Raw genomic sequence first — 17,520 nt, forward strand, 5'->3', positions numbered from 1 at the left:
AGCGCACCTAAAAGGTATCGCTAATTTGAAGGGATTTTAGCTACTTTTTTAAGCTATTTTTAGATTCTTGCTTTTGATTTTCTTGATCTATTTTAGCATCTAGTTCTTTAATAGATTTGTTCATATTAAACGAACTTGGCAGTACATCAACTCCTACCAAACTCCCTAATTTAACAACTAAAGGAATTGTAAGCGGAGCAAAAGGTAATACAGCAAATACACCGAGCCCTAACCCTTTTAAAATATCAACAAATTGCTCATTTGCGCGTTTTAACTCTTCTTTACTTGTGTGGCCTTGAGTGTAACGCCTATAAATAGAGAGCATTTCTTTAGTTTCTTGTTTTTCTTGGGCGAGTGCGATTTTAAGCGCCACCATAGCACGGCGAAAACGCAGCTGTTGGCGTTTTTTACTAATTTTAACTACCCGCCAAGGTGCACGGTGAATAACTTTATATAATCGCATAACTTTTATTTTCACACAGCAGCACAGGTTCACAAAGAATAATTTACTTACAACACCCTTTAACTTACCCTTTGCACCAAATTAGTATTAAATACATACAACAATGCAGAATATAACAAATCAATTACCGCAAAAACCTGAAAAACCAAAATCTGATGAATGTTGCGGTGGTGGCAGTTGCTGTCCCTGCGTATGGGATGAATACAAAGAAAAATTAGCAGCTTGGCGGTACGCACAAAACATTGAAAACCCCACAAAAAAAAGAAACAAATAAATAACATTTAAATGCAGTTAGCGCATTAATATTCCCCTCAATAGCCTTATTTGCACTTATTTAGTTCATTTTAGTTTTACTTTGCACCACTGTTGCATTTTTTCTTAAATTGAATCTTTTTGTTATCAAACGGTTAATTAGTAATTGCCCTTCCTGTTTTTTATCTATAGTCTGTAGATAGGACTTCACAAAAAGTAAGCTTAATTGATTAGGCTTTTGAGCTAAAACCTCAAACTTATGTGAAACAAAAAATTAAGTTAAAAACAAATGATGTGAAATTCACATCAAAAATAAGAATTATTCTAACTGGGGAAAATTAGAATGAAATTAAAAAGTAATGCGCTAAACCAAGCAATCAAATTTGCTTTAGCTACAACCACTGCAGGGTTATTTATTTCTGGATCTGCTATTGCGGCAGACGAGCAGGAACAAACTAAAGTAAATAAAAACGTTGAGAAAATTGCCGTAGTAGGTACGCGTTCAGCTCCTCGTTCAATAGGTGACTCACCGGTTCCAATCGACATTATTGGCGGCGAAGAGCTTGAAAAGTCAGGTAACACTGACATGCTTGAACTTTTAAAAGGTGCAGTACCATCGTTTAACGTACACCAAAACCCTATCAGTGATGCGGCTTCTCTTGTTCGTCCAGCTAACTTACGTGGTTTACCGTCAGACAGCACATTGGTTCTTTTAAACGGCAAACGTCGTCACCGTGCTTCTGTAATCGCATTTTTAGGCGGTGGTATTAACGATGGCGCGCAAGGTGCTGATATCTCAGTTATCCCTAGTATTGCAATCAAGCAAGTAGAAGTACTTCGTGATGGTGCTGCAGCTCAGTATGGTTCTGATGCAATTGCAGGTGTAATGAACTTCCAACTTAAAGACGCGTCAGAAGGCGGTAAATTAGAAGTTCGCCACGGTCAGTTCTACGAAGGTGATGGCGATACAACTCAAGTATCGGGTAACATTGGTTTACCGTTTACCGACAACGGTTTTGCTAACTTAAGCTTTCAATACAAAACAGCTGATGCAACTAGTCGCTCTGTACAGCGTCCTGATGCTGCTGGACTTGCAGCAGCTGGTGTTCAAGACGTATCGCCTTTAGCTCAAGTTTGGGGCGCACCAGAAGTCGATGATGATATTTCAATTTTTGGTAATGTTGGATTAGAGCTAACAAACGATTCTGAATTTTACATGTTTGGTAACTACTCTGAGCGCGATGTACGAGGTGGCTTCTATTATCGTAACCCTACATCTCGCCCAGGTGTATATGGTGGTAACATTCGCGATGTTAATGGTGTAAATATGCGCCGCCCTGGTGATGACAACCCAGTTGGACAAACTGCTTGGGATGCTGCTACACCTACTGTTTTAGTTGGATCTTTAGACGGTTATGACGCTCAATTAGATTGTCCAGTAGTAGAAATTCAAGCTAACGGTGCACCAGATCAATCTGCAATAGATTCACTAACTTCTGCTAACTGTTTTGCATTTAATGAAACACTGCCTGGCGGTTTTACACCTAACTTTGGTGGTAACATTACCGATACTTCTTTAACAATTGGTACTAAAGGCATGTTCACTGGTGGCTTCTTAAAAGATGCATTTTATGACATTAGTGGTACGGTTGGCTTTAATGAATCTCGCTACTTTATTTACGATACAGTTAATGCGTCATTAGGCTTAGACTCACCACGCGACTTTAGTCCAGGTAAATACTCGCAACTAGAGAAAAACTTCAATTTAGATATTTCTAAAGGATTTGATTTTGATTTAGCATACGATGTAAATATTGCCGGTGGTTTAGAGTGGCATGAAGAAACATTTACAGTAACATCTGGTGATGTAGCGTCATTTACTGCAGGTGAGTTTACTGAGCAAGGTTTTGGTATAGGTTCTAATGGTTTCCCTGGTTTTAAACCATCTGACGCGGGTGAATACACTCGCCGTAACTACGCTGCATTTGTTGATATTGAAGCCCCATTTACTGAAGATTTTTTAATGGGCTTAGCTTTACGTTTTGAAGATTACGACAGCTTTGGCACAACAACAAACTATAAAGTTATGGCGCAGTACCATGTAACGGAAGATTTAAACGTGCGTGGCTCTATTAGTACAGGCTTTCGTGCACCAACGGTTGGTCAAGCTAATGTAAGTAACGTACAAACAAGCTTAGACAATGGTGTATTACAAGATTCAGCACTACTTCCACCAACGAACCCTATCGCGGTACAATTAGGTGGTACAGAGCTTGAGCCAGAAGAATCTCAAAGCTACACGTTTGGCGCTGTATACACTATTGGTGATTTATTTTTAACGCTAGATTACTACAATATCCAAGTAGAAGATCGTATTAGCCAATCAGATAAAATAAACTTAAGCCAAGCAGATAAAGATACACTTGAAGCAGCTGGCGTACCTAATGTACAGAGTCTTGCACAAGTAAGCTTTTTCACGAATGACTTTGATACAACAACACAAGGTATCGATTTAGTTGCAAACTATACAGCTGAATTAATGGGTGGTAGCTCTACATTTAGCCTTGCTTACAACTGGAATGATACTGAAGTAACTCAATTTAGTGATATTACCGGTGCATTTAAAGTTAAGCGTTTAGAAGAAGACTTACCTAATCACCGTGCTACTTTCACATTGTCTCAACAGTGGGAATCTATCTCTGCATTTGCTCGTGCAAATTACTACGGCGAATACCAAGGCGTTCACGTAGATTACGATGCAACAGCAAAAACTGCTGACGCAGCTGTAACTATTGATGCTGAAATTACTTACTTCATGAATGAGTCAATTAGCTTCTCGGTTGGAGCTCAAAACTTATTTGATCAGGATGCTGAAAAACTTGATTTTGCTGAAGCAGCTGGCGCGCCAAATAACAACTGGGGTGGTAAGTATTACGAAACATCTCCGTTCGGTATTAATGGTGGCTTTTACTACGCTAAAGCAACATACACGTTCTAATATTTTTACATAAAGAAGTGGAGGCGAAATGTTAAGACATTTCGCCTTTTTTATTTTATAGTAAATAAAAATGAACAATACCAATTGCATTGAATAAGTGTTCTATTATAGCGCTCAGAAAATAGCGTAATAACAAGGCGAAAACTATGATATATAGTTGCTCTATATGAATAATTTTTAACGCAGTGAGTACGCTATTTAATGCGATAGAATGATTATTTTTTAATAAAATTGGTATAACTATGCTACTCAAAAAAGCTAATCAGTTACTACAACAAAACATGCTCAAAGAAGCTGAGTTTCACTATAAGACACTATTAAAAAGCAACCCTGAAAATGGTGAAGCTTTATTTGGTTTAGGCAAAATCGCATTGAGGTTAGAGCGATTTGATGCTGCTGTGTACTTACTCCAAAAAGTGTGTGAACGCATGCCTCATATGCTTGAGCCACTGCATGCACTAGCCGATGCGTTTAATGGTGTCAACTCACCAAAAGATGCACTTACTGTGCTTGAATATGCAAAAAGTCTAGCAAATAATAACCCTGAACCTCATTACTACTTAGCTCAGCACTATTTAACACATGGCAATTTAAATAAAGCGCATACCACATTTGCACACGCATTGAGTATGGGGGTTTACCCCGTAACTGCTTATATTTTATTTGAGTTAGTTCAATTAGGCCGCTTTGACAAAGAACACAACTACATAAGTAATCTGCATCATTTATTAATGCAAACAGATAATTTACGACTCAAAATGGTGTGTTATTACGCACTCGCTAAAAGTTACGATAAACTTGAAGACATTGAACAAGCATTTAATTACTTTGTACTAGCAAATAAACTACAACGAAAATTAAGTAACTTTAATACTCAAGAGCTTGAACCTTTTTACAGCGAAATAATTAAACACAATACCAATGCCTTTATGCAAAAACGTGATAAAAGTTTTACAACTAATATTACGCCTGTCTTTATTATTGGCATGCCTCGAAGTGGCTCTACCCTTGTAGAGCAAATGTTGGCAAGCCATAGTCAGTTTTCGAGCCTAGGAGAGAGTACGAGTATTAGTAATAACGCAGTTGCTTTTATCGAACAAAAAACGGGGATTGCTTACCCGCAATGTTTAGCGCATTTAACGCCTGATTTAATCAAAAAAGCCCGCGAAATGTATATCACAACATTAAAAACAGCATCGCCCATCAGGCCTTTTATAATAAATAAACTGCCAAGTAACTACCTATCTCTTGGACTTATTTATGTCCTTTTTCCAAATGCCAAATTTATAAACTTAACGCGTGACTTTAATGCAACTGCTTTTTCAGTGTTTAGTAATTACTTTGCTGAAAACGAGCCTTATTTTTGCTCTCTCGTGGAGTTTAAGCAATACCATACTTTATATGAGAAATTAATGGGTCATTGGCAGTCTCTTGAAAATATGCCAATTTACAACATGAATTACGAAGCATTAATAAACAACCCAAAAGGTCAGCTAACTGCATTACTTAACTTTTTAGGTTGTCAATATGAAGATGGTTGTTTAGCATTTCATAAGCGTACATCAGCTGTTACTACGCTTAGTAAGCATGCCATTCGAAAGCCTGTTAATAATTCAGCACTTACAAAATGGGAACGCTATAGAGCGTCTTTGCTTAAATTGCTTGATGAGAACTAGTTAACAGAATGTACTTCAAACCAATTAAGTAAATCTTTAAATTGATCATCGCGGGCACTCGGATGGGTAAGCATATTAATATGGTCGTAATCAAAATTATGCCCGTGTTTACGACCGTAAATTCGCATTTGTTGAATGCCTGGCCCCGATTCGTCCATAAATTTTTGAATATCGATTGGTTGCGCTAATGCTTTATCTTTTACCGCAGCAATATGAAGTGTTGGCGGTAAATGCAGGCTGTTTAGCGCTTTTGCATAATCAAAATTATCATCAGAATCTATCCATGGCTTCTTTTTAGCCCATTGCATACTTTGATAATGCGACTTTTGAGTTTCATTATCGCTTCCCCACTTATAACTTTTAGCATTTAAATAGCCATGCTTTTTAGCAAGTAAAGGTGCCATAAAATACCAAATCAAATTGGCTTGTAATAATTTTTGAGGATGATTATTAAATAAAGAACGCTTAGAACCAAAATACACACACGCTTTTACATCATTAATATATTCTGGAAAGCGTGCAAATACACTGTTCATCAATACCCCGCCCCAAGAGTGAGCAACCCAGTAGTCAGGCTTTTTACCTTCAATCAACTCTATTTGCTTAATAAAGGCTGGGATATCTTCTAAAATGGCCTCAGTTTGCCCGTATTTAGCGTCACTTGAAATAACCGGTTTACTATCACCTCGGCCACGTAAATCAGCCACATAACATCTATACCCATGCTCAGCCAAAAAAGGGGCAAGTCCTTTATTGGAGTGCGTGTAAAAAATTTTACCGTTTTCTACAGCTCCATGCATAAAAAATACGACAGGCCCTTGCTGATTTTCATCACTGATACGGCGTAAATGAAGTGTTTGTTGATCAGCTAAATTGATAATTATTGATTGCTGAGAAATTGCCACAGTTATTCCTTTTTATTATTTTCAACTCATCCTACCAGTAATATTAAATATACCAAAGGAAATGTCTGCACTTTACTCATCAGCATTTGTTACACTTACGTCATTATATCTGTTGTTAAAATGAAGCCATGAAAGAAAATAAAACACGTTCAAAATTACACCTCGCAACCTACATAAAAATGGGTACGACTTCGATTTATTAACAACAGAGCACCCTGCTCTACTGCCATTTGTTATAACCACACCTGCAGGTACTAAAAGCATTGATTTTAGTGATAACAAGGCTGTTAAAACACTTAATCAAGCTCTTTTAAAAGCGCATTATAATATTGATTTTTGGGATATACCCGAGCATAACTTATGCCCGCCTATACCTGGGCGTGTTGACTATATTCACTACTTGGCCGACCTATTAAGTGATGATAATCAACAACAAATACCTCTAGGTAGGCAAATTAAAGTGCTTGATATTGGCACTGGCGCTAACTTGGTTTATCCACTTACGGGTACAAGTGAATATAAGTGGCATTTTACAGGGACTGATATTGACGCAGCCTCAGTAAAAATAGCAAAGCAAATTGCGCAGTTTAATGGTTTAAAAATAACCCTAAAACAACAAAAAAACGCATCACATATTTTTAAAGGCGTTATTAATCAAAAAGATCTATACCATTTAACGCTCTGTAACCCGCCGTTTCATGCAAGTGAAGAAGAGGCAAGTAAAGGCAGTGAACGTAAATGGAAAAACTTAGGAAAAACACCCAGTAGCACGCTTAACTTTGGTGGTCATAATAATGAATTATGGTGCGAAGGCGGTGAAGTACGGTTTATCTCTAATATGATTAAAGAAAGCGAAGACTTTGCAGAACAAGTACTGTGGTTTACGTCGTTAGTCTCTAAAAAAGATAATATTGCAGCGCTTGAAGAAGTGTTAAAAGCTCACCCAATAGCACAGTATAAAATAGTTGATATGGCACAGGGTCAAAAAATTAGCCGCTTTATTGCATGGAGCTATTTTGATAAAGAAACTCGTGAACAAATATGTAGCGAGCTTGATTAAGCTATAAAAGGAAAAGCAAACCATGATAGATTTTCGCTCTGATACGGTTACAAAACCAACAAAAACAATGCGCGATATTATGTACAACGCACCGGTTGGTGACGATGTATATGGTGATGATGAAAGCGTTAACCAGTTAGAAGTCTATGCGTGTAAGCGTTTTAATTTTGAAGCCGCACTTTATTGTAGCTCAGGCACACAAGCCAACTTACTTGCGTTAATGGCGCACTGTGAGCGAGGTGACGAATACATTTGTGGCCAAAATGCTCACAATTATAAGTTTGAGGGTGGCGGCGCAGCTGTATTAGGATCTGTTCAGCCACAGCCTATTGAAAACGAAGCTGATGGCAGCATCCCTTTTAGTAAAATAGCGGCGGCTATAAAACCTGACGATTGCCATTTTGCAAAAACGCGATTGCTCAGCTTAGAAAATACCATTGGCGGAAAAGTACTCCCGCTTGAGTACTTAGCCCAAGCACGTGACTTTGTTAATACGCATAGTTTAGCGCTGCACTTAGACGGCGCACGTGCTTTTAATGCCGCTGTTGAGCTAAAAGTTAATATTACTGAAATCACAAAGCACTTTGACTCAGTTTCTATTTGTTTATCTAAAGGTTTGGGGGCCCCCGTAGGCTCTTTATTATTAGGCTCACTAGCACTTATTAATAAAGCAAGACGATGGAGAAAAGTACTTGGTGGCGGTATGCGCCAAGCCGGAATACTTGCAGCCGCTGGGCAGTTTGCACTTGAGCACAATATAGAGCGCTTAAAAGACGATCATGAAAATGCACGTTATTTGGCTCAACAATTAAGTGAAATCAGTGGTTTTACTGTCGATATGACTAACACCACTAATATGGTTTACGCAACTTACGCTGGTAATATAAGCATTGAAGAGGTTGCTAAAGCCCTTAAACAACAAGGTATATTATTTAGCCCAAGCAAGCAGCTTAGGCTAGTAACGCATTTAGATATTACGCGCGAAGATATTGATACATTCCTAAATGCTTTGTCGGCCCATATTTAACGCAGCTTTATAATGTTTGCGGCATACCGAAACATATCGGTCATTGCCGCCAATTTCGACTTGGTTACCATCGGCTATTGCTTCACCATTTTCATCGGTACGCAGTACATGGTTTGCTTTACGTCCGCAGTGGCATACAGTTTTAAGCTCAATTAACTTATCAGCCCACGCTAGCAAATATTGCGAGCCTATAAATAACTCGCCTCTAAAGTCGTTACGCAAGCCATAACACAATACCGGTATACCTAATTCATCAACTACATCGGTTAATTGCATTACTTGTTCTTTTGATAAAAATTGGCATTCATCAACCAATACACAATGGCGTTTTTTATCATTATTGAGTGATTGAATAAGATCAAAAACATCTTTACTAGCATCAAAAACATGCGCATCTGCTTGTAAGCCAATACGAGATGATACTTTACCCACACCTAGCCTATCATCAATGGCTGCGGTGAGGATCACAGGTTCCATACCACGCTCTTTATAGTTAAATGCCGATTGTAATAACGTGGTTGATTTACCTGCATTCATTGCAGAGTAGTAGAAATATAATTGAGCCATTGCTGTGCCATTTTATAAAAAGTGCGCTTATGCTACCTTAATATTAAATTAATACCAATTCACATTAGCCCTTCATGTTTTAATAACCACCGTTTTCTATCCAAGCCTCCCGCATAACCCGTTAACTTTGCGTTAGCACCAATGATCCGATGACACGGAACAATAATACTAATCGGGTTTTTACCATTCGCAGCGCCTACCGCTCTCACTGCTTTGGGGTTGTTGAGTTGATTTGCAATATAACCATATGTTTGCGACTCCCCAAAAGGAACTGTTAATAACGCCTGCCATACACTTTGTTGAAATACTGTACCGTTTGTATCAAGTGGTACCTCAAAAGTAGTGCGTTTTTTTGCAAAATACTCGTTCAATTGCGCAGCGCAAATAAGCACCGCTTTGTTAGTAACTTGCTCAAATGGCGTATGAGAGTGCTCAACTGGTGGATAAAACCCAACATAACTCACACCTTTATCGGTTGCTTGAATAATAATGTCGTCTATTGGGCTTGGTATTTTTGTTTGAATTATCATTACAATTGCTGCCAAAGTTGAAACGTTAAATAAGAGCGAAAAGGAGCGCAATGAGCAGGCTCAAAAGGGTTTGCTGCCGCTTGTGCTTTTTTAATCCCTAAGTCGCCATCAAGTAGTATATCGGGTTGGCTTTGTCCTCGCAGCTTTGCATAGTTTACCGTCCAAGGGCCAATTCCTTTTAAACTAAGCCATTCGTCTAAATCATCATTTTGAGGGTTTAACGCACAAAATTGCGCTAAGTTATGCAGCGCATTTTTACGCGCCTGTGGCATTTTAAAAAATGTAAAATCACTATTAGCAACAATTTTAGCCGTAGGAAAATAAATGGCATCGCCCTTTTTTTCGCCTAATTCATCAACTAACTTTGTTACTAAATTATGCGCCGCAGTAACACTTACTTGTTGCCCAAGTACCGCCCTTATACCGGCTTCAAAGCTTGACCAAATTCCTGGAAGCCTGAGTCCCTCGCACACTGTAAATGCATTGTTTGTATTAGCGCTTAAATGCGTTTCAATTAAATTAATATCGGCATCCAAATCAAGTACACGACGTATATTATTTATTACTGGTTGCAGATGACGCGTATTATCTATGTCAATAAACACCCTAAAGTGGTTTCTACTCGCTATAAATTCAGCGGTAAAGCTTCCTTTATATTCCTCACTTGCAAAAGTACGCCCGTAACTCGTTTGCGTTATCCACTCCATTGGTTTTATCAAACGCCTTTGTAAAAAACACTGCAAAGCAGGCCAATTATAAGGCGGCCTAAATGGTAAAGTTAATGTGAGTGTTGACGTTGGTTTTTTATCGCCACTGCGCAGCTTCGAGGGGGCTATATTTAACTGCTGTAAAAATGCATCATTAAAGCGCCTAATGCTTTTAAAGCCAGCGGAAAAAGCTATTTCTGTCATTGGTAGGTTTGTTTCTTGAATCAGTTTTTTAGCAAAATGGCATTGATTGAATAACCTGTATTGTGTAATAGACACACCAAAATATTGTTTAAATAAACGTCTTAAATAGCGACTACTAATACCTAGACGACCTGCTAATTTTTCGCAGTCATGTTCATCATTTTGATTCTATTAATTGTTTTGCTCTCAACGCGGTAGTTTTTGTCCCCTGCCACGCTGCACTGCCAGGTGCACTATCAGGTCTACATCGAATACATGGCCTAAAACCATCTTGCGCTGCATTGTGCGCAAACTGATAATAAGCCACATTCTTTTCATGAGCCGTTGGTGCCGGACAAATTGGTCGGCAATATATTCCAGTGCTTTTAACCGCTACATAAAAAAGACCATCAAAACGAGGGTCTCGACTTTGACGTGCTTTTTGCCAATGTAAAAATTTCATAAACGGCTCTACAAACTAATTTAATAGAGCCTAGCTTATAGAAAATAAACTGTATTACTAGCCATATTCGGCACTTAACCAATAGCAGCTAAATAGCGATTTTGTACTTCAGCCCAATTAACCACATTATAAAAAGCAGCAATATATTCAGGGCGTCTATTTTGATATTTTAAATAATACGCATGCTCCCACACATCAAGGCCTAATATAGGTGTATTACCTTCCATTAATGGACTATCTTGATTAGTACTGCTTTGTATAACTAATGACCCATCAGGTGCTACACATAGCCATGCCCAACCACTGCCAAATTGACTCACAGCCGCTGCAGTAAACTTTTCCTTAAATTGATTAAAACCACCAAGCTGCTCATTAATTGCTTGTGCCATAATATCACTTGGCTCTCCTCCTCCGTGGGGACTCATGACTGACCAGAATAAGCTATGATTTAAATGCCCACCAACATGCTCCTGCACTGCTTTTTTTAAATCATTTGGTAAGCCATTAATCTCTCTCAATAACTTTTCGGCATCTAAATCAGCAAACGGTGTATTCGCTAAAGCAGCATTAGCTTTATTGATATAGGTTTGATGATGTAAAGTATGATGAATATGCATTGTTTTACCATCAATATGAGGCTCAAGCGCATCGTACTCATAGTTAAGTGCAGGCAAAGTAAAAGCCATAAATACTCCTTTTTCTTTTAAATTAGTGCAGTTGATTGTTTGTAGTACTCTCTGAGCATAAGCAAAAATTTACTTGCTCAATAAGTTCGGGTAAAGAGGGGTAACGACGTGCAAATGACACAAGCTCAGCTGATGTTTTAAGATAATGATGCTTACTTACCTTTTGTACATCGTAATGAGTGTGCTTAATAAGTGGAGATAATGATAAGTGAACTTCACATAACCATTTACATGCATTTTCAGGTTGCTGCATTGCAATATAGGTATCAGCTAAATTATGGGAGGCAACAACAAGTGCAGGAATACAATGTTCAATAGCATAAATGACATTAGTATTAATTTGCGCACATAAGAATTGTTGTAATAGATGGCCAGCGAGTGTTTTAGCTAATAAGTACTTGTCACGCGCTTCAAGTAATGCACCTTGCTCAAAGGCATAATTGCCTTGCATGATGTTTGACTGCCAAGGGCTCAATGCTTGCTCAAGATAAAGTAAATCAGGTTGCTGCTGTTTTTGACCTAAGATCATAAAATCATCTATGCGTTTATTTAATATGCTATTAACTTACACACCATAAAACGCAAATGCAAATGATTTTCATTATCTATTTTGCAAAATTAATTAATTCATCCCCTGCTAATCGGTAAATAATCCATTCATTTTGCGCTTTAGCACCCATGCTGTCGTAAAAATCAATGGCCGGTTTATTCCAATCTAAAACCACCCATTCAAACCGACCACAGTTATTGCTAATCGCTTTGTTAGCTAAGTGTTTCATAATTACTTTTCCTGCGCCTTTCCTACGGCTATCTGGACTTACGTATAAATCCTCGAGATATAAGCCATTCTTACCTAACCATGTAGAGTAGTTATAAAAATAAACAGCAAAGCCTATTGGCTCATCGCCATCCAAACAAATAATACTATGTGCTGTCGCCCCTTCACTAAATAATGTATCTAATATGGCTTGTTCATTTGTTTTTACTGCGTCTGGTTCTTTTTCATAGATGGCTAACTCGTTTATAAAATGTAAAATCGTTTTTGAATCACTTGGTCGCGCATCACGAATTTCAATTATTTCACTCATATACTTTATACCTCAAATATATTGTTCTAATTTATCTTTTAAAAAATCCAATTGTATTGGCTTGCTTAAATAATCATCCATTCCGGCAGCAAAACACCTTTGCTTATCTGCATCCATCGCATTTGCCGTTAATGCTATTATTTTAATATCTTTGTGTTTGTCGCCCGCTAAGCCATTTCTAATAGCTTTTGTGGCATCAAAGCCGTCCATCACTGGCATTTGGCAATCCATTAACACAGCTTTAAAATAACCTTGCCCATGAGTATTTAAAATATCAATTGCGAGCTGTCCATTTTCAGCAAGCGTAATATTACAATTAAGTTTTTTAAGCATTAACGTGGATACTTGCTGATTAATTGGATTATCTTCTACAAGTAATATTTGAATAGGTTCACTTAATTTTTCTTTTTTCAAAGATGAGATATAACCGGATGTAACCAACGGTAATGTTTCATCATGCTCATTATTTGTAATTACCGACAACGCTGAAATCAGATCCGCCGTTGTAACAGGTTTAGGGAAATAAGCTTGAAATCCAATGCTTGAATAACGCTGAGCACCTTCCATACCAGCAATACTCGTCATCATAACAAGGGGCATATTTTTAAAGTCATCGTTTGCTTTTAAAGCCTTGCAAAGTCCAATCCCGTCCATGCCAGGCATTTGCATATCAAGCACTGCAATATCATACATTTTTAGATTACTGCTGATGCGGCTTTCACACATTGCAAGTGCATCATATGCATCGCATGCAAGCGCTACATGGGCGCCCCAATGCTCTAGCTGCTGGGATATAACAATTCTATTAGTCTCATTATCATCAACAACTAAGACAGATAAACCTTTTATATTTAGCTTTTGTATATAACGTTCTTTTTGCTCACTTTGGGTGACTTGTATAGTCACAGTAAATTCACTGCCTTGGCCTGCTTCACTTTTAAGTGAAATTTCCCCACCCATCAGCTCACACAGCTGTTTACAAATAGCTAAACCGAGTCCAGTGCCACCATATTCTCGCGTTGTTGAAGCATCTACCTGAGAAAAAGGTGAAAATAATTGATGCTGTTTTTGCTCATTAATACCAATACCTGAATCTTTTACTTTTATTTGTAGCACTAAGCCTTGTTCTACTTTATCTATTTGAGCACTAACGACAACTTCACCTTTACTGGTGAATTTGACTGCATTACTCAATAAATTAGTAAGAATTTGACGGATACGACCTGGATCGCCACACAATTGTGAAGGCTCTAAAGCGACTAAGTCTAAGATAATTTCAATGCCTTTATCTTGAGCTGTAAAAGCTTGCGCAGCTGCAACTTCACCAATTAAATCACCCGCATTAAAATTAATACTTTCGAGCTCTATTTTACCCGCTTCAGCTTTAGAGAAGTCCAAAATATCATTAATAACCCCCAGCAATGAGTGAGCACTTGTTTTAGCAATCTCTACTTTTGTTTCAATTGGTTTCGATAAGTTTTCAAGCTCAATAAGCTCTAGCATGCCAAGTACACCATTCATCGGCGTTCTAATTTCATGGCTCATCGTCGCTAAAAATTGACTTTTAGCAACCGCAGCATCTTCAGCCTTAACGAGGGCAACACTAAGCTCTTCTGCTATTTTTTTACGGCGTTGCGATATAAGCGTACTTCCGACTAAGGTTGCTAATGAACGTAAATAAGTTTCTTCGTTTTGAGTCCAATAATGGTGTTCATCCACTTTTTCAGCACTCAAAATCCCCAAATTCCCATCGCCCGAAGAAATTACAACATCAATTAACGATTTAATATTTAGCGGCCTGGTGTAGTCATCAATAAACTCAGCTGTTGCAGGGTTCATATTGACATTATCAACCGCAATTAAGTTATGCTTGTAAATAGCAGAAAAATACGCAGGAAAGTCTTTAACTTTTAGCTCATTTTCCGTGCGAACCAGTCCCTCGCCTTTAGTATGTAAACTATGACGCACCATAGCATCACCGGCCTCATTAAAAATCCATAACGAAGCACGCTCTACATTCAATACCTCACACATTGATTTAACAACTAGTTTGTTCACTTCGCTTACATCACTACTTTGTACTTCAGGCGCAATGGTTAATTGGGCAAGATTTTTGTTATATCGGTTTGCTTTTTCACTTTCGATCTCTAAACGTTTATGAGCATCAATACTTTGAAATGAGCCAAATATACGTATGCATTCACCATTTTTAAATTCAGCTTGACCCATAGACTTAACCCACCTTTCTTTACCTTGATGGGTTAAAATTATCAGCTCAACACTCCAGCTTTCACCTAAAGTAACTGCATTTTCAAATAGCTTAGAGATTTTATCGCGATGTTCTCCCAGCTTGTAAAAATCTATTGCGGTCGCTAAATCGGGTTCATATTCATCAGGTACACCATGAATAACTTTAACTTCATCTGACCAATAAAGAGTATGGGCTTTTAAATCTATTTCCCACGCGCCAATTTGTCCCTGCTTACTCATTGATTCAAGTAAACTTTGCTGACGTTTTATTTTTAACTGTATATTGTAGCGCTCAGTAATATCCAATATAAAGCCATCAAGGTACAGAACAGTACCGTCAGAGTCATAGATTGCCTTACCCTTTTCATTAACCCATCGAACATAACCATTTTTTGCTATAATTCGGTATTCAATTGACCACGTACTATGCTCTTTAATAGATTGGTTAATTGATTTTTTTATATGATCAATATCTTCTTCATGAAGAAGATCAAAGAAACGCTTATTTTTATTATTAATAAAATCATCTGCGGCATAACCAGTGATATCTTTAGTTTGATCACTTAAATAAAGCATCGTCCATATTTCATCTGACTCGCAGCGATAAATAATACCGGGAATATTTTCAACAAGAGACGCAAACTGATCACGGCTGCTTTGTAGTTCAGACTCCGTTGTTTTTCTTTGAGTAATATCTACATGCGTCCCAATCATTCGTTTAGGTGAGCCGTCGCTATTCCATTCAACTACTTTAGCTGTATCAAGTACCCAGACCCAATGCCCTAACTTATGCTTCATCCGAGCTTCGCTAACATAAAAATCACTGCCGCCAGCTAAGTAGGTTTTTAATTTTAATTCTGATTCAACTAAATCTTCTGGGTGTGCATATTTATACCAAGTATCTATGCTGCAAGGTTCTATTTCACTAAGTGTATAACCAATGATTTCAGCCCAACGTTTATTAAACGTAACTTTGCTTGTATCTACATACCAATCCCAAATACCAACAGCGGTACTATTGATAACAAGTTCAAGTTGTGTTTTATGCTGTTCTAATTCAAATTCCTGTAACTTAAGTGGAGTAATATCAGTGCGAATTGCTATATAGCTTTGTGGTTTACCCTCATCATCTAAAAATGGCGCTATAGTGGTGTCCATCCAATATAAGCTACCGTCCTTTGATCTGTTACAAATTTGCCCATTCCAAACTTCACCACGCTTAAGCGTTGCATACATTTCTTCAAAAAAAGCATGTGAATGCGTGCCTGAATTTAATAACCGGTGATTTTGACCTATAAGCTCATATTCTTCATAACCACTTATTGCACAAAATTTTCCGTTCACAAAAACTATTGTTCCGTGTAAGTCAGTAACAGCAACAATTGCATGCTTATCAAGCGCTGATTTTTGCTCTGCTAATTGCTTAAGTGCAATTTGCAATGCAGCTCGTTGTTCTTGCAAAGTACTTTGCTGTTCTTGATTTACTTTTACAAGCTCATGCAGATCTTTTGAAAGCTGATTAAACTCAATACTGTCGTTTAAAATAGGGATTTTTACATGTTTCCCTCTGGTTATACTTTCAACAATATTAGTTAAACGAATTAACGGGCGAGATAATCTACGACCAAACCACCAAGACGAACATAAAATAAGCAGCAAAGATCCAGCATTAGTTAAAATAGCAAGCCGCTTATAATAGAGACTGCCTTGTAATGCTGCTTCAGCTGGTTTGGAAACTAATAATTGCCAACCTTGCTGGCCTAAAAAATCAAGTTCATTAATGTATGCATAAAATATTTTTTCATTGTTATTAGCATAACTAAACACTTGTTTTGGTGCGGAGCTGTTTTGATTTAAAAGCGGTGGAGTAGTAACGGAAGCCCTTGTTTGCTTTTCGATTTTGTTATTGTGCAGTATAAAGAATGCAACACTCGTATTTTTTGCCTGTATTTTGCTTAAGTTGTTTAGCAGTCCCTGTAAGTTCACATCGGCTAGTAATACACTTTTTAGTTTATTTTGATCGTCAAATATAGGTAACGACACTATATGATGCGCATGTCCTTCAACCACCATAGAGTGAAATAATGCTTTATCTGTTTTATTTTGTGCTATGAATAATTTAGTGAGTTCTGATTCTTGAATTTGATTAAATAAGGAAAGTTCTATTTTTGCTTTGTTAGACAACACGTCAATGATTTCAATATGATTTATAAAATCATATTGTCTGACAAAATCATTTATTAAAGCGTGTTCCTTGGTTGGACTTATACTTAATTGCGACTTTAATAAATACAGATCATTAACTTGGTCTAAAAACCAAATTTCAGCAAATTCCTTTCCAATATTGCTGAGTTCATTTAGTTCGCTATGCACACTTTGCTTAAGCGTATTATTTACGTGCTGAAAACTAAACCACGTTAGCAAGCATAACGGCCCTAATGCTATAATTATAAAGGTAATAATTAATTTACTTCGAACAGATTGTCCTTTACCTGTTAACACTCCAAAGTTTAAACCCTTATCCATGCTTATTGCCTAATAGCTTATAGTCATTTTATAGTGACTATATTAATGCATTAAATATATAAAGACGCAAGTTTTGAGCTATAAACGCCTTAAAAAATCGGTATTTAGCGTTATAACGTCAAATTAGCATTACAATAAA

12 protein-coding genes and 2 pseudogenes are annotated in these 17,520 nt (G+C 37.5%); 5 read left to right on the forward strand and 9 right to left on the reverse strand.

Translation table 11 applies throughout. The features are described from left to right. Positions 1 to 40: 40 nt before the first annotated feature. Positions 41 to 463: a hypothetical protein gene (locus P4S71_RS01220; protein ID WP_002959004.1), complete on the reverse strand. Its 423-nt coding sequence runs from the start codon at positions 461 to 463 to the stop codon at positions 41 to 43. Between the two features lie 103 nt (positions 464 to 566). Here P4S71_RS01220 and P4S71_RS01225 point away from each other — a divergent pair, with 103 nt between their 5' ends. The 3 genes from P4S71_RS01225 (at position 567) to P4S71_RS01235 (ending at position 5,389) form a co-directional block, all read left to right on the forward strand. Then, complete coding sequence (locus P4S71_RS01225; protein ID WP_337149870.1) at positions 567 to 737, forward strand: oxidoreductase-like domain-containing protein; 171 nt, start codon at positions 567 to 569, stop codon at positions 735 to 737. 321 nt (positions 738 to 1,058) lie between these two features. Next, positions 1,059 to 3,713: a TonB-dependent receptor plug domain-containing protein gene (locus P4S71_RS01230; RefSeq protein WP_337149871.1), complete on the forward strand. Its 2,655-nt coding sequence runs from the start codon at positions 1,059 to 1,061 to the stop codon at positions 3,711 to 3,713. 242 nt (positions 3,714 to 3,955) lie between these two features. After that, positions 3,956 to 5,389 (forward strand): tetratricopeptide repeat-containing sulfotransferase family protein, encoded by a 1,434-nt coding sequence (locus P4S71_RS01235; protein ID WP_337149872.1) that lies wholly within the window; start codon positions 3,956 to 3,958, stop codon positions 5,387 to 5,389. On the opposite strand, the gene P4S71_RS01240 is transcribed toward P4S71_RS01235, so the two are convergent. Next, on the reverse strand, positions 5,386 to 6,294 hold the full coding sequence (locus P4S71_RS01240) for an alpha/beta fold hydrolase (RefSeq protein ID WP_337149873.1): 909 nt from the start codon (positions 6,292 to 6,294) through the stop codon (positions 5,386 to 5,388). The two genes, P4S71_RS01235 and P4S71_RS01240, sit on opposite strands and share 4 nt — an antisense overlap. A 128-nt stretch (positions 6,295 to 6,422) precedes the next feature. Here P4S71_RS01240 and rlmF point away from each other — a divergent pair. Beyond that, a pseudogene (rlmF, locus tag P4S71_RS01245) lies at positions 6,423 to 7,354 on the forward strand (23S rRNA (adenine(1618)-N(6))-methyltransferase RlmF). 22 nt (positions 7,355 to 7,376) lie between these two features. Beyond that, positions 7,377 to 8,381 carry a low-specificity L-threonine aldolase gene (gene ltaE, locus P4S71_RS01250; RefSeq protein ID WP_337149874.1) on the forward strand — a complete coding sequence of 335 codons (1,005 nt, stop codon included), beginning with the start codon at positions 7,377 to 7,379 and terminating at the stop codon, positions 8,379 to 8,381. Here ltaE and P4S71_RS01255 read toward each other — a convergent pair. The 7 genes and pseudogenes from P4S71_RS01255 to P4S71_RS01285 all read right to left on the reverse strand — a co-directional run bounded on the left by P4S71_RS01255 (position 8,355) and on the right by P4S71_RS01285 (position 17,381). After that, entirely contained in the window at positions 8,355 to 8,948 is a 594-nt protein-coding gene (locus P4S71_RS01255; protein WP_008133830.1) for a thymidine kinase, read from the reverse strand. The genes ltaE and P4S71_RS01255 overlap by 27 nt on opposite strands. A 59-nt stretch (positions 8,949 to 9,007) precedes the next feature. After that, on the reverse strand, positions 9,008 to 9,478 hold the full coding sequence (locus P4S71_RS01260) for a methylated-DNA--[protein]-cysteine S-methyltransferase (RefSeq protein ID WP_096794457.1): 471 nt from the start codon (positions 9,476 to 9,478) through the stop codon (positions 9,008 to 9,010). Further along, positions 9,478 to 10,831 (reverse strand): annotated as a pseudogene (locus tag P4S71_RS01265) (DNA-3-methyladenine glycosylase 2 family protein). Before P4S71_RS01265 ends, P4S71_RS01260 begins: the two are co-directional and overlap by 1 nt. Positions 10,832 to 10,905: 74 nt before the next feature. Continuing rightward, the gene (locus P4S71_RS01270) at positions 10,906 to 11,517 is read right to left on the reverse strand and encodes a superoxide dismutase (protein WP_008133824.1); all 612 of its coding nucleotides are present in this window, start codon (positions 11,515 to 11,517) and stop codon (positions 10,906 to 10,908) included. Positions 11,518 to 11,539: 22 nt separating this feature from the next. Continuing rightward, the gene (locus tag P4S71_RS01275) at positions 11,540 to 12,046 is read right to left on the reverse strand and encodes a hypothetical protein (protein ID WP_007375592.1); all 507 of its coding nucleotides are present in this window, start codon (positions 12,044 to 12,046) and stop codon (positions 11,540 to 11,542) included. Between the two features lie 76 nt (positions 12,047 to 12,122). Continuing rightward, positions 12,123 to 12,605 (reverse strand): GNAT family N-acetyltransferase, encoded by a 483-nt coding sequence (locus tag P4S71_RS01280; RefSeq protein WP_337149875.1) that lies wholly within the window; start codon positions 12,603 to 12,605, stop codon positions 12,123 to 12,125. Positions 12,606 to 12,617: 12 nt separating this feature from the next. Further along, a complete protein-coding gene (locus P4S71_RS01285; RefSeq protein ID WP_337149876.1) occupies positions 12,618 to 17,381 on the reverse strand; it encodes a PAS domain-containing protein in 4,764 nt (1,587 codons plus the stop codon). Between the last annotated feature and the right edge of the window lie 139 nt (positions 17,382 to 17,520).

It is taken from the genome of Pseudoalteromonas sp. B62 (assembly GCF_037162565.1).
Taxonomy (GTDB): Bacteria; Pseudomonadota; Gammaproteobacteria; order Enterobacterales; family Alteromonadaceae; genus Pseudoalteromonas; species Pseudoalteromonas fuliginea.